Consider the following 12,931-nt stretch of genomic DNA (forward strand, 5'->3'; position numbering starts at 1 on the left):
CGCCCCTCAACTTCATACGTAGCCTGTGGATAGTTGTCTTTTCGACAAACTTATCCACAGGCTTTTTATGTACCTCTTTCATTTGTTTCTCGAAGCCGGAAAAGTAATTGGCACGGCACGAATGAGACACCTTCGAATTATTCGGCCGCAGTAGGTAAACGCTTTCTTTGGGGGAGGAGCCCGATGTCTGAGGCAGTTATTACCGTGGTGGGCAATGTGGTCCATCATGTGGAAAATCGAAATACCAATTCTGGGGCAAAGGTCTGCAAGTTTTCTGTGGCATCCAGCAAGTCATGGAAGGGGGAGAATGGTTGGGAGCAGTCGGAGACGTCATATTTTGATGTTGAATGTTGGGGCAAGCTCGCCGAGAACGTGAATAACACGGTGTGGAAGGGCCAAGCCGTCATTGTCCACGGTCACGTTCGTACGGATCGCTGGGAGGGCGATGATGGTACGAAGCATCAGCGCCAGAAGATCATTGCTAAGGCGGTAGGTCCGAATCTGCGCCGTCACCTGGCAACGGTGAAGACTATGACTGAGAAGCCGCATGAGTCGCCGACTGGTCTTGGTGAGTCATCGACTGGGGATTCGGAAGCTTCGGTTACTGAGACAGTTGCGTCTCAGGCCGGGGCCGTGCGCACCTTCACTGCTAGTACGGGCGGCGCTGGTGAGGCGGGGAACACAGGTGCAGCTAGTTCGGAGCAGCGAGAAATGGCTGATGCAGGAGTCAGTGCGCCGTTCTAACCCAGGAGCCAGTACATCGTTGTAGAGCGGAATGAGGGGGAGCCGCTGAAAGAGCGGAAAGAGGGGAGGGGTAATTACTGCACGTGAGGTGACGCTGCTGAGAAAGGGGAGGGATCGCATACGATTCGGCAGCGTTATCTCGCAGCTAGTTTTGCTAGGAGCCTGGCAGAGATTTTGGTGGGAAAGGATTGCGGGTACGCCCATGTAGATTGTGCCTTTTGGTTCCTATGCGTAACCTCTACAGGGATTGCTTATTTCCTTTCTACGAGGGGACGAAATTCCACCATGGGTGAGTTCATCTACCAGATGAAAAACGTGCGCAAGGCGCACGGCGATAAGGTTATTCTCGACAACGTCACCATGGCGTTTTACCCGGGCGCAAAGATCGGCGTGGTCGGTCCGAACGGCGCAGGTAAGTCGTCGATTCTGAAGATTATGGCTGGCCTTGATCAGCCGAGTAACGGTGAAGCTTTCCTGGAGCCGGGCGCCACTGTCGGCATCCTGCTGCAGGAGCCTCCGCTGAATGAGGAGAAGACCGTTCGCGGCAACGTCGAGGAGGGCCTCGGCGACATCTTCGAGAAGAAGGCTCGTTTTGAAGCCATCGCCGAGGAGATGGCCACCAATTACACCGACGAGCTCATGGAAGAAATGGGCAAGCTCCAGGAGGAGCTCGACGCCGCTGATGCTTGGGAGCTGGATTCCAAGATTGAGCAGGCAATGGATGCGCTTCGCTGCCCGCCGGCGGACGAGCCGGTTACTCACCTCTCCGGTGGTGAGCGTCGTCGTGTAGCACTGGCAAAGCTGCTGCTCTCCGAGCCGGACCTGCTGCTTCTCGACGAGCCGACTAACCACCTGGACGCCGAGTCTGTGCTGTGGCTCGAGCAGCACCTGGCTAAGTACCCGGGTGCCGTCCTGGCCGTGACCCACGACCGTTACTTCCTGGATCACGTCGCTGGCTGGATCTGTGAGGTCGACCGCGGCAAGCTCTACCCGTACGAGGGCAATTACTCGACTTACCTGGAGAAGAAGGCTGAGCGCCTCGAGGTTGCAGGTAAGAAGGACGCCAAGCTGCAGAAGCGCCTGAAGGACGAGCTGGCGTGGGTCCGCTCGGGTCAGAAGGCTCGCCAGGCCAAGAACAAGGCCCGTCTGGAGCGCTACGAGCAGATGGTGGAGGAAGCCGAGCAGTACAAGAAGCTCGACTTCGAAGAGATCCAGATTCCGACCCCGCCGCGCCTGGGTAACCAGGTTGTTGAGGTCAAGGACCTGGAGAAGGGCTTCGATGGCCGCGTCCTGATTAAGGACCTGTCGTTCACCCTGCCGCGTAACGGCATCGTCGGTGTGATTGGCCCGAACGGTGTGGGTAAGTCCACCCTGTTCAAGACCATCGTGGGTCTGGAGCAGCCGGATTCCGGTGAGGTCAAGGTCGGTCAGACTGTTCAGCTCAGCTACGTTGACCAGGGTCGTGAAAACATCGATCCGGAAAAGACCGTCTGGGAGGTTGTCTCTGATGGTCTCGACTACATCGTGGTCGGCCAGAACGAGATGCCGTCTCGTGCGTACCTGTCTGCATTCGGTTTCAAGGGTGCGGACCAGCAGAAGCCGTCGAAGGTTCTCTCCGGTGGTGAGCGCAACCGTCTGAACCTCGCGCTGACCCTGAAGCAGGGCGGTAACCTGATCCTCCTGGATGAGCCGACTAACGACCTTGACGTCGAAACCCTGTCTTCGCTGGAAAACGCACTGCAGAACTTCCCGGGCTGTGCCGTGGTCATTTCCCACGACCGTTGGTTCCTGGACCGCACCTGTACCCACATCCTCGCATGGGAAGGCAACTTCGAAGAGGGCAAGTGGTTCTGGTTCGAGGGCAACTTCGAGGGCTACGAGAAGAACAAGATTGAGCGTTACGGCGAGGAGGCTGCACGCCCGTCGCGCGTCACGCACCGTCGCCTGACCCGATAATCTGTTTCGCGCGAATCTGATTTTTGCCAACGGCAAAGTCCGGAACCTTGTGGACTGGCTCGCACCAGTGCACAGGTCCCGGGCTTTCGCGTATTCGCAGGCTCGTAGCTCCAGAAAACGCCTATAGTTCTGGGTATGACTGAATCAGCACCATTTCGTACCAACGTCGCTATCCGCTGGTCTGATTTCGATCAGTATGGCCACGCCAACAACACCGCTTTCCTGGAATACGCCCAGCAGGCTCGTCTGGACTTTGTGATGCGCGGTCTCGGCGGCGGGGCAGGGATGCCTGCGGCAGTGGTGCGTCGCCTGGAGATTGACTACGTCCGCGCTATTTTGCCGGACACCCAGGAAGTTGTGGTTGAGACCGAGATCATCAACTTCGGTCGCACCTCTTTCACACTTCGCCAGACAATCTCCGACCAGCATGATCACATCGTTGCTGTGCTCGAAACCGTGATGGTGATGTTTGATCTCAAGACTGCGAAGGCAGTCGAGCTCTCCCCGTCTGCCCGCCGTGAACTGGAGCGTTTTGCAGCTCCCGCAATCGAAGACAACAAGGAAGACCAGGACAAGTAATTCGCCGTGACCACTTCTCATCCCGCTGCCGAGCTGACCTTTGGCACTCCCGATGCCCTGAAGAATCTGGGTGTCCTGGCCCATAAGGCCTACGCCCTCGACGAGAGCACGTTGCTACGCATCCGAGCACGTAAGACCGCCGCCGCTGGTATCAGTTCCTCGTCGGCACCTAACGCTGCGCCCGCAATGTCGCAGGTATGGGTGAAGACCCCAATCGGCCCGCTCGCCATGCGCACGATTGCGCTGCACGCGCTTCCCGACGACATCATCGTCACCGCCGCGGAGATTAAAGACATCGCAGTGCGTGCCTTTGCGCAGGCAAAAACTGCTGAGGACGAAGAGGAGAAAGAAGCTTCGCTCACCGCGATGCCATACCGCGTGCATGCGCAGTCGGCGTCCTCCTGGCCGGGATTCCTGCCAGTGCCGGAAGGATGGCAGGTTGTCGACTATGTTCCAGCGACTGCTTTCCGGACTCTCGAGAAGCAGGGGCGCGCGGTCGCCGTCGAATCTTCCGGCCCGATGGGCATGCCACCGTCTCTGCTGGACCAAAAGGTTCTCACTGTCAGCGGCGGTACCGGTGAAGCCACTGTTGATACAGGGGAGGGGCAGTCGCAGGCGACGTCGAAAAGCGTCGTGGACGTGACCATGCGGGACGTGTTTGCGCTGTGCACGATGGGCTTCATCCCGGAGCAACCGGATGAAAAAGAGCCGGTGCGCGTGTCCGCAAAGGGACGGTGGCACCGGCTGGATGGGCGGTTTGGCTCGATCTTTACGCTCGAGTCCTTTGGCGTACTGCCGCTGCTGAACTAGCGGCGCAGGGCCTAATTCCTACTGGGCGTCGAAGCGGTTGATGAGCATGTCAGCAACCTGCACCATGTGGTTCCACATGGCTTCGCGCTGGGGGCGGGGGAGCTCGTCATCGGAAATGTCTGCGAGTGAGGCGCTCATGATTTCCAGCCAGCGGTCGCGTTCGGCCTCGCCGATGGAAAACGGCATGTGGCGCATGCGCAGGCGCGGATGACCACGCTGTTCGCTGTAGGTGTGCGGCCCGCCCCAGTACTGGACGAGAAACATACGTAGTCGATCCTCGGCGCCCTCCCAGTCATCGCTGGGGTACATCGGGCCGATGAGGTCATCGGAACGCATGCGCGTGTAAAAACCATGGACGATGCGATTGAAGACATCCTCGCCGCCGACGGAGTCAAAGAGCGTCTGAGAAGTTGTCATGGCACCAAGTCTATCGACTTGATGCCACGAAAACGATAACGGCCAAAGTGCCGGCCGAAATCACTTGTTACTTCGCGTCGAACTCGCGGGCGCGAAGAGCGAGCTTCACCAGGAACTGCTGCTCAGAGATGATGCGCTTGACCGGCGATGCAGTCTCGTCGCTGTCGAGCAGACGTTGAGCGGCTGCAATTGCCTCATCACTGATCTCCCAGGTGGGGTAGAAGCCCTCGAGCAGCGTCTGTGCCGTCTCGGATGAGAACTGCTTCCACCAGCTGTTGGCAACAGCGAAGAAGTGCTCCGACAGTGAGGTTGCCGACTGCTCCGCGTTGATGGTGGCGCGGGAGTCGTCGTCAAGCGCCTGCGCGAGCACTGCACCCGAGCCCGGCGCGTTGAAGCCGGCCAGCAGGTGGCGAATGACAAGGTTCGATGGGGCGTCGTCGCCGGAGACAGTCGCCTCAGCCCAGACGCGGGACTTGTTGGCGAGCGTCGGCACGGAGGCGCGGCAGGCGATGGCGGCCTGTGCGCCGAGTGCTGAATTGTCGGTCTTTTCAAGCTCTGCGATGGCCTCCTCGCCTTCGAGACCAGCGGAAACCAGAGCCTTCAAGGCGCGCCACTGCATGTCGGTGTCGACAGTGACAGCGGGGAAGCCAGCCTTGTCGGCGTCGCCGGCGTAGATGGCGCGCAGTGCGTCGGCGACGTCGCTATTCGACGAGCCCACGGTAGCCAGAGCGTTAACGAAAACCAGGGCGCGGTCGGCGTCGGTTTCCTTCTTCGCGTAGTCCAACAGACCCTGAGCCAGCAGATCGCGGCCGGTGGACTCGGCCCACTGAGGATCGGCGTAGACGTTGACGGCGCTGACCGCCTGAGCGATGACGCGCTCCAAGACGGAGAGCTTATCCTCGCCCGGGATGCCGCGAAGCACCAGGTTGACGAAGTCGCGAGCGCGCATCTGGCCTGCGCGAACCATCTGCCAGGTGGCGGACCAGCACAGTGTGCGCGCCATCGAATCGGTGAAAGCGCCGATGTTGTCGATGACGGTGGCAAGCGAGCCTTCGTCCAGGCGAATCATGCTGTAGGTGAGGTCGTCGTCGTTAACCAGCACGACGTCGCCAACTGGTGTGTCGACCAGATCTGGGACATCGGTGCGGGCACCGCGGACGTCGATTTCCACGCGCTTGGTGCGCTCAAGTACAGCGTCCGCGCCGGTGCCGCGCAGGTTGTAGATGCCCACTGCGATTCGGTGATCACGGAGTTCACCGGCACCCGGCTCGGCGCCTTCCTGCGTGACTGCGAAGGAGGTGTACTTGCCGTCCTCTTGATGGAACTCTGGCGCCAGGGTGGTGATGCCGGTGGTGGTCAGCCACTGATCGGCCCAGCCAGACAGATCGCGACCGGAGGCCTCGGAGAGCGCCTCCAACAGATCCGCGAAGGTGGCGTTGCCAAAGCGGTGGCGGGAAAAGTGAAGACGAGCACCGGCGAGGAAGGCGTCCTGACCAACGTAGGCGGCCAGCTGCTTGAGGGTGGACGCGCCCTTGGCGTAGGTGATGCCGTCGAAGTTCTGCTCGACGGTGTCAATGTCGCTGGCATCGGCGGCAATCGGGTGCGTCGACGGCAGCTGATCCTGCTTGTAGGCCCAGGCCTTCTCTACGTTGGCGAAGGTGGTCCAGGCGTGGCTGTAATCGGAAACCTCAACCTGTGCGGCGGCAGCCGACCAGGTAGCGAAGGACTCGTTGAGCCAGAGATCATCCCACCACTGCATGGTGACCAAATCGCCGAACCACATGTGAGCCATCTCGTGCAGGATGGTGTCGTTGCGGCGCTCGTAGAGGTAATGGGTGGGCTTGGAACGAAAGACGTACTCGTCGCGGATGGTCACGCAGCCGGCGTTTTCCATCGCACCCATGTTGTATTCCGGGCAGAAGATCTGGTCGTACTTGCCGAACGGGTAGGGCTCGCCGAAGTGCTTGGCGTAGAAGTCGAAGCCTTCCTTGGTCTCCTTGAACAGAGTGTCGGCATCGAGGTACTCGGCGATGGACTGGCGGCAGTAGATTCCTAGCGGAATGGTCAGCTCGCCGTCCGGCTGGTGCTCGGCAGGGGTTTCCGGGTGCGGTGCGACAGTGCCGGTCCACGAGTCAGTGACCTCGTGCCACGGGCCCGCACAGACTGCGACGAGGTACGTCGACAGCGGAACATCCACTGAGAAGTCGAAGGTGTCGGCCTCATTGCCGTGGACATCGGTGGTGGTGCCGGTCTTGGCTACCGAGTTGGAAATAACCTTCCAGCCCTTCGGCGCCACGACGTGGATGGAGTACGTCGCCTTCAAATCCGGCTGGTCAAAGCAGGCGAACACGCGCTTGGCATCGGCAGTTTCAAACTGCGAGTACAGGTAGGTTTCGCCATCGGCGGGATCCTGGAAGCGGTGAATGCCCTGGCCGTTATTGGTGTAACGACAGTCCGCATCGATAACGACGGTGTGGTCACCTTCGGTCAGGTCTACGTTAATGCCGGTCTCGCTGTCATAGCGAGCGGCCTCCGTGGCATCGACGCCGTCGATGGTCACACTCTTGACAACCGCATCACGCAGGTCAATAAAGGTGGAACCAGCGCGCTTCGCTTTCAGAGAAATTGTGGTCTTGGAAGCGAATGTTGGTGCGCTGTGCTGCCCACCGACCGGTGCGGTCGTAAGGTCGAGGGAGATGTCGTAGTGGGACACCTCGAGCATGGCCGCACGGTCGGCGGCCTCGGTCCTGGTTAGGTTCGTGGAAGTCATGCGACAAGTGTAACCACGACCCCGGATTGGGAATCGGGCAGTAGCGTGGTGGGCGGGGTGACCTCGACTTCCTCGCTCATTGCGTGTCGATTCGGGCGGTCGATTGGCGGTCGATTGGCGGTCGATTGAGCGAGATTTTGGCTTCTTTGGCATGCGAGCAAAGCCGAACGTGAATACACTTCGTTTCATGTACGAACTCAGTGATGATGCAAGCAAGGTTGAACGGGTCAACGCGGCGTGGGATCGCATTGAAGCAAAGCTTGGCGACGATGCTTTGGAGGCCCCGGCGACAGAAGCGGAACTGGATCAGCTTGAGGCTGACCTCGGAGTAAAGCTGCCAGACTACGTGCGAGCTTCGTGGCTGCGGCACGCGTCTGTGGACGGTGAGCCGTGGGACGGTGGCTGGATTGCACCGCCTAAGTCGATTCTGAATGACTACAAGCTGTGGACTCAGCTGCAGGCCGACGGCGAGTTCGATGACTTTGAAGCCGAAAGCATGGACAGCGCCGACTCGGATGGCAAGTGGTATCACGAGGCATGGATTCCACTGGTCATGGACTTCGGCGGAAACAACTACTGTCTGGACATGCGCTCGGGGAAGATGGTCTCCATGGACCACGAGGTGGGCTCGGAGTTCCTGGACTACGCCGACTGGCCTGCCTACCTGGAGGCTGCCGCTGATTCCCTGGAGGCTACGGGCTTGCCCTGGAACGGTTAGGTAGGCGATTTAGACGGCGCCCGATGGGGGAGCCAGTTAACACCAGGTCCGGTAGAACTTCGGACCCATCCGAATTCATGAATGCGAGCCGAAAAAATCCGCCCTATAGTCGTTGATAAGTCAATCAATGCTTTAGGAGGACTTTCACATGAGCAATCGAGACAAGGTCACTTTTTACTTCGACGTTTCCTGCCCGTTTTGCTGGGTGACGTCGCGCTGGATTAAGGAAGTCGAAAAGGTCCGCGACATCGAGATCGAGTGGAAGCCGATGAGCCTGTCGGTGCTCAATGAAGGCCGCGATGAACTGCCGGAAGATTACAAGTTCATGATGCAGTGCAACTGGACCCCGGCACGCCTGTTCAACGCCGTGTTCTCCCAGGATGGCCAGGAGGCCGTCGACAAGCTCTACACCGCGCTGGGCACGAAGATTCACAACGAAAACCGCATCGATCGCCATGCGCATGTCGACGAGCCGGAGCACGCATTCGACGAGCTGATTAAGGAAGCCCTCGCAGAGGTTGGACTGCCGGAAGAGCGCCTGGCACAGGCCCTGACTACCGAGTTCGATGAGCTCATGCGTGAAAACCACGCAGAGGCCATGAAGGAGGTCGGCAACGACGTCGGCACTCCGGTGGTCAAGCTCAACGACGTTGCCTTCTTCGGTCCGGTGCTTACCCGTATCCCACGCGGCGAAGAAGCCGGCAAGATTTTCGACGGCTCGGTTGCCGTCGCCAGCTACCCGTACTTCTTCGAAATTAAGCGCTCCCGGACTGAGGACCCGCGCTTCGACTAAGAAAGCAGTAGCAGCTGGGGCGCGCAGTTAGGAGAGCTGACCCGCTCCGGCTCCAGCATTCTGCCCGGTAGAGGCCTGCCGTTCTTCTTCGCTCATGGCAGCCCACCGTGGCGGGATGTAGATGCAGGTCGGGTCGGATGCGGTGTAATCCCCGGTCAACGCGTACGCTGTCGACCGGGACCCACCGCATACGCTGTGGTATTCACAGACGCTGCACTTTCCATGCCAATTGTCCGGATCGCGAAGGGCCTTGAACGCCGGCGAGTTCGAATAGATTTCCTGGAATGGCGTGGCCTTCACATTTCCGCAGTGAAGCGGCAGGAAGCCATTGGGGTAGACGTCGCCGATGTGGTCAATGAAGGCAAAACCTGACCCGGAATTGACGGCCATGGGGGAGCGCGGGCGACGTGGCTTTTCCGGCACAGCACCGAGCAGCTTTGTCGTTTCCTCGGTCAAGTAACGGTAGAGCTCGCCGCCCTCATAGGGTGGCAGCCCCTTTTCCTTCGCTTCCTCCTGCTGCATGACGACGCGCCGATACTGCGGCGCCTCCGTCGTCTTAATGGCAATTCGGTTGGACACATCAGACAACCAGTGCAGAACATCCTCGCGTTCCTCCGGTGACAATGCGCCCAAATCCGCACCGCGACCAGTGGGAACGAGGAAAAAGACGTACCACATCTTGGCCTGCATCTCCATGACGGTCTTCAGCAGCGCTGGCGCCTCATGAATATTTCCCTTGGTCAGGGTCGAGTTAATCTGCAGCCGGTAACCGGCCTCGTTGATGTGCGGAGCCATTTCGAGCGTCTTTTCAAAAGTGCCCGAAAATCCACGGAACTTGTCATGGGTCTGGGCAGTCGCGCCATCGAGCGACATGGACATCGCCTTGCCACCGGCCTCACGCAGTGACTGAATCCGCTCTGGCGTGAGCCGCGGCGTCACCGATGGAGATAGCGACATATTCAGGCCCTGCTCCGTGCCGAATCGCACCAATTCTTCCAGGTCATCACGCTCAAAAGGATCACCGCCGGTGAGCACTACAAGCGGCTTCGGCTTGCTATACGACGCCAAGGTCTCCAGCAGCATCTTGCCCTCGGTGGTCGAAAGCTGGTGAGGATGCGGCTCGTGCTGCGCATCTGCACGGCAGTGCTTGCAGACTAAGCCACAAGCCCGCGTGACCTCCCAAATGACAATAAATGGTTTCTTGTTGATGTCATGCCGAACCGTTCGCACCACCGGTGCGTGATGATTCCCATGGGAGCCATGGGCTTCAGGATCGACTTGGAAGTGAGCTTGCGGCGCAGGAGACACGGTAAAAGCACCCAATTTCCGGTTTCGAAGGCGTGCTGAAACGCAAATACAGTCACTTTTCACCCTATTCGGCTGCGCAGGAGACGTCGTCAAGCAATACCTAAAACGGGTGCAGGCGCCGTGGAATCCGTGGGAACCGCTAAACTTGCTGCCATGCGTATTTACCTTGGTGCAGACCACGCCGGTTTTGAGATGAAGAACCTGATTAAGGCCCACCTGGAGAAGGCTGGCCACGACGTCGTTGATTGCGGCGCTCACACCTACGACCCTGCAGATGATTACCCAGCATTCTGCATTGAGGCGGCTTCCCGTACCGTCGCTGATCCGGGCAGCCTGGGCATCGTGCTCGGCGGTTCCGGCAACGGCGAGCAGATTGCTGCTAACAAGGTCAAGGGCGCTCGTTGTGCGCTGGCTTGGTCGGTGGAGACCGCAAAGCTCGCCCGCGAGCACAACAATGCTCAGCTGATCGGCCTCGGCGGTCGTATGCACTCTGAGGAAGAGGCCCTGGCTATCGTCGATGCTTTCGTCTCCCAGCCGTGGAGCGAGGAGGAGCGTCACCAGCGCCGCATCGACATTCTGGCAGAGTACGAAAAGACTGGCGTTGCCCCGGAGCTGCCAGAAGCTTAAAGGGATTGCTGTTCGCTATCTGTTGATAGGAATAAAAAAGGGGTCTGGTTCCAGAAAACTCTGGGACCAGACCTTTTTTCATGTGTAGACGGAGTAGGAATTGTCGTATGACAAATCAAGAAGCGCATCGCCGAGTAACTGTTGTGCTATTCCCCGGGTTCGAGCTCTTGGACGTATTTGGACCGGTTGGCCTTTTTGGCCATGTCCCAGAGATTGAGGTCGAATATGTCGCCAACATTGCTGGTCCGATAACCAGCGCTCAGGGGGCGCAGGTTATCGCCACACGTTGTGCCACTGACCTCGAAACGGTCGATATTCTTCTAGTTCCTGGTGGAGCCGGGAGTAGAACACTAGTTGACGATGCAGAGTTTTTGGACTGGCTCAACAACCTCGGATCCCGGGCGCGGTTAGTGGCATCGGTTTGCACAGGTTCCGCACTGCTTGCTGCGGCTGGGCTTCTTGAAGGAAAGCGGGCAACTAGTAATAAGTTGGCTTTTGATTGGGCTACCTCGTTCGGAAACGAAGTGACGTGGGTGAAAGCGGCTCGATGGGTTGAAGACGGAGATCGCTGGAGCTCATCAGGAGTCGCAGCAGGTATGGATATGGCTGTTGCTTTAATTAGCAGCATCCTTGGCAAGGAAGCTGGTCGATTCGCCGCCAGAAAAATTGAGTATCGGCCTCAGACAGACGGCACTGTCGATCCTTTTGCGGATTTAGCGAAATAGCGGCGCCGGGCTTTTTCTAAATATCGAAACCGTCGAATCCGCCGTCGAAAAATCCGCCGCCGTCGCCGCCGCCGTCGCCGCCACCGAAGAGGCCGTCGAAGAAGCCTCCGCCGTCGCCTGCGTCACCGGCATCTGCACCGCCGCCACCGAAGTCGCCGCCAAGGTCATCTCCACCGAAATCGTCGCCACCGAAGTCTTCGGCTCCAAAGTCCTCGGTGCCGCCGAAGTCGTCAGCGCCGGTGCCCATGCCGCTGGCGAACTCATCAGCGCCGTAGGCAACACCGGCCATACCGTGGAAGAGGGTAGAGAACAGCAGCATCGAGCCTGCGGTCCAGACACCGGTGCGGAGCGCGGACTTCCACCATGGCTCGGAGTACCAACCGGCCGGAACCGGACGGCCAGCGACACGACCACCGGGGTAGTAGTTCGGAGTTTCCGGGGTGGCGTATGGAGAGGCGGTAACCGAGTGGCCTTCGTGCTCAATGGTGCGAGTTTCGGTCACAGAACCAGCGGCCTTCTGCCCCTCCAGCGGTGGCAGTGTCGGCCCCGCCGGCAGGCCCATAATTTCGCGAGCCGCATTGATGTAGTGCAGGCCCTCCAGCGCCGATTCGCGGGCCATTCGCGCCTGTGCCGGGGTGCGCGCAGTAGAAATCTGCGAGGAAGCGGCATTGTAGCGCTCGGATGCGTCAGCAAGAGCCTGCGTGGAAGCCGAATCGGTGCCAGCCAGGTTCAATACCTGTGAGCCCAGTCGCTCAATCCATCGGCGGGCGTCTGCGACGGCGTCTTCCAATTGATTGTTCTGGCGAGCATCAAAGGCCCTGTTAGAGCGGTTTTGAGCCATCGACGCGATGATAATTGCGCCGCCGACGGTGATCGCGATCAGGATTAAAGCCCCCATGGGCTAGGCCTCCAAAAAGGAAATTGCGGGTACTGCTTGTAATTACTTGAGATAACGCATGTAGAGCGAAAAAAGTTCCCGAGCTTACATATCTGTCCGACAGATGTAGCTCGGGAACCAGGAAATGATTGGGTATGGGTAGGTATCTATGATTCGGCGGAGTCGGTGCTCTTGGTGCGGCTCTTCCGATTGGCGTGCCATGCGCGAACTTCTTCGGAATCCCACAGGGTCAACCCATGAAGCTTCGCGACGGGTTCAGGAGCCTTCTTGCGGCCAGCGTAGCTGGTGAAAGTGCCACGTGCGGTGCCGGAAAAAGCAGCGCATTCGACCGCGGTCCATAGTTCGTGTCCAGTATCGGCATCGATAATGGTGGGCTTCATGGTGCCCAGAGTACCCGTAGCACTGGATCCTGAACAGAGGTCAGAAGAATTTCTGGTCCCCGGACGTCGGCTCAGAAAGTAAAAACCGGGAGCAATGCGCCCGGTTGCGTGGAGGGGATGACGGGAATCGAACCCGCGTCTTCAGCTTAGAAGGCTGACAAGTGGGGTTCCTAACGTGATTTTTGATTTTTTTTTGGGGGGGGGAC

Annotated in this window: 13 protein-coding genes; 8 read left to right on the forward strand and 5 right to left on the reverse strand. The window is 59.0% G+C overall.

The annotated features are described in order from the left end of the window. The first annotated feature begins 183 nt into the window (after window positions 1-183). The 4 genes from ssb (at window position 184) to EGX79_03435 (ending at window position 4,089) form a co-directional block, all read left to right on the forward strand. Window positions 184-744: a single-stranded DNA-binding protein gene (ssb, locus tag EGX79_03420; protein AYX81313.1), complete on the forward strand. Its 561-nt coding sequence runs from the start codon at window positions 184-186 to the stop codon at window positions 742-744. A gap of 285 nt (window positions 745-1,029) precedes the next feature. Continuing rightward, window positions 1,030-2,700 (forward strand): energy-dependent translational throttle protein EttA, encoded by a 1,671-nt coding sequence (gene ettA, locus EGX79_03425; protein AYX81314.1) that lies wholly within the window; start codon window positions 1,030-1,032, stop codon window positions 2,698-2,700. A gap of 135 nt (window positions 2,701-2,835) precedes the next feature. Then, the gene (locus tag EGX79_03430; protein AYX81315.1) at window positions 2,836-3,279 is read left to right on the forward strand and encodes an acyl-CoA thioesterase; all 444 of its coding nucleotides are present in this window, start codon (window positions 2,836-2,838) and stop codon (window positions 3,277-3,279) included. A 6-nt stretch (window positions 3,280-3,285) separates the two neighbouring features. Continuing rightward, a complete protein-coding gene (locus tag EGX79_03435; GenBank protein AYX81316.1) occupies window positions 3,286-4,089 on the forward strand; it encodes a hypothetical protein in 804 nt (267 codons plus the stop codon). Between the two features lie 18 nt (window positions 4,090-4,107). Here EGX79_03435 and EGX79_03440 read toward each other — a convergent pair whose 3' ends face one another. Both EGX79_03440 and pepN read right to left on the reverse strand, forming a co-directional pair. Further along, window positions 4,108-4,506 carry a globin gene (locus EGX79_03440; protein ID AYX81317.1) on the reverse strand — a complete coding sequence of 133 codons (399 nt, stop codon included), beginning with the start codon at window positions 4,504-4,506 and terminating at the stop codon, window positions 4,108-4,110. A 67-nt stretch (window positions 4,507-4,573) separates the two neighbouring features. Next, a complete protein-coding gene (gene pepN, locus EGX79_03445; protein AYX81318.1) occupies window positions 4,574-7,276 on the reverse strand; it encodes an aminopeptidase N in 2,703 nt (900 codons plus the stop codon). A 151-nt stretch (window positions 7,277-7,427) separates the two neighbouring features. On the opposite strand from pepN, the gene EGX79_03450 reads away from it, so the two are divergent. Together EGX79_03450 and EGX79_03455 are read left to right on the forward strand one after the other, a co-directional pair. After that, entirely contained in the window at window positions 7,428-7,994 is a 567-nt protein-coding gene (locus tag EGX79_03450) for a glucan synthase (protein AYX82705.1), read from the forward strand. A 148-nt stretch (window positions 7,995-8,142) separates the two neighbouring features. Continuing rightward, the gene (locus EGX79_03455; protein AYX81319.1) at window positions 8,143-8,787 is read left to right on the forward strand and encodes a disulfide bond formation protein DsbA; all 645 of its coding nucleotides are present in this window, start codon (window positions 8,143-8,145) and stop codon (window positions 8,785-8,787) included. Window positions 8,788-8,814: 27 nt separating this feature from the next. Here EGX79_03455 and EGX79_03460 read toward each other — a convergent pair whose 3' ends face one another. After that, window positions 8,815-10,020, reverse strand: a complete 1,206-nt coding sequence (locus EGX79_03460; protein ID AYX81320.1) for a radical SAM/SPASM domain-containing protein — start codon at window positions 10,018-10,020, stop codon at window positions 8,815-8,817. A gap of 228 nt (window positions 10,021-10,248) precedes the next feature. On the opposite strand from EGX79_03460, the gene EGX79_03465 reads away from it, so the two are divergent. Beyond that, window positions 10,249-10,722, forward strand: coding sequence for a ribose-5-phosphate isomerase (locus tag EGX79_03465; protein ID AYX81321.1), 474 nt, complete (start codon window positions 10,249-10,251; stop codon window positions 10,720-10,722). Between the two features lie 107 nt (window positions 10,723-10,829). Continuing rightward, window positions 10,830-11,447: a DJ-1/PfpI family protein gene (locus EGX79_03470; protein AYX81322.1), complete on the forward strand. Its 618-nt coding sequence runs from the start codon at window positions 10,830-10,832 to the stop codon at window positions 11,445-11,447. A gap of 16 nt (window positions 11,448-11,463) precedes the next feature. On the opposite strand, the gene EGX79_03475 is transcribed toward EGX79_03470, so the two are convergent. Continuing rightward, entirely contained in the window at window positions 11,464-12,345 is an 882-nt protein-coding gene (locus tag EGX79_03475; GenBank protein AYX81323.1) for a DUF1542 domain-containing protein, read from the reverse strand. Between the two features lie 146 nt (window positions 12,346-12,491). Then, entirely contained in the window at window positions 12,492-12,725 is a 234-nt protein-coding gene (locus tag EGX79_03480; protein AYX81324.1) for a hypothetical protein, read from the reverse strand. Window positions 12,726-12,931: the final 206 nt, after the last annotated feature.

Origin of the sequence: Corynebacterium jeikeium (assembly GCA_003955985.1) — a bacterium.
Lineage (GTDB): Bacteria > Actinomycetota > Actinomycetes > Mycobacteriales > Mycobacteriaceae > Corynebacterium > Corynebacterium jeikeium_D.

What these genes read in the sequence shown, in the direction of transcription:
- EGX79_03450 (AYX82705.1), top strand. Translation starts at nt 7,428, where the DNA reads ATGCGAGCAAAGCCGAACGTGAATACACTTCGTTTCATGTACGAACTC.
- EGX79_03470 (AYX81322.1), top strand. Translation starts at nt 10,830, where the DNA reads ATGACAAATCAAGAAGCGCATCGCCGAGTAACTGTTGTGCTATTCCCC.
- EGX79_03475 (AYX81323.1), bottom strand. Translation starts at nt 12,345, where the DNA reads ATGGGGGCTTTAATCCTGATCGCGATCACCGTCGGCGGCGCAATTATC.
- EGX79_03430 (AYX81315.1), top strand. Translation starts at nt 2,836, where the DNA reads ATGACTGAATCAGCACCATTTCGTACCAACGTCGCTATCCGCTGGTCT.
- EGX79_03480 (AYX81324.1), bottom strand. Translation starts at nt 12,725, where the DNA reads ATGAAGCCCACCATTATCGATGCCGATACTGGACACGAACTATGGACC.
- pepN (AYX81318.1), bottom strand. Translation starts at nt 7,276, where the DNA reads ATGACTTCCACGAACCTAACCAGGACCGAGGCCGCCGACCGTGCGGCC.
- ssb (AYX81313.1), top strand. Translation starts at nt 184, where the DNA reads ATGTCTGAGGCAGTTATTACCGTGGTGGGCAATGTGGTCCATCATGTG.
- EGX79_03455 (AYX81319.1), top strand. Translation starts at nt 8,143, where the DNA reads ATGAGCAATCGAGACAAGGTCACTTTTTACTTCGACGTTTCCTGCCCG.
- ettA (AYX81314.1), top strand. Translation starts at nt 1,030, where the DNA reads ATGGGTGAGTTCATCTACCAGATGAAAAACGTGCGCAAGGCGCACGGC.
- EGX79_03440 (AYX81317.1), bottom strand. Translation starts at nt 4,506, where the DNA reads ATGACAACTTCTCAGACGCTCTTTGACTCCGTCGGCGGCGAGGATGTC.
- EGX79_03465 (AYX81321.1), top strand. Translation starts at nt 10,249, where the DNA reads ATGCGTATTTACCTTGGTGCAGACCACGCCGGTTTTGAGATGAAGAAC.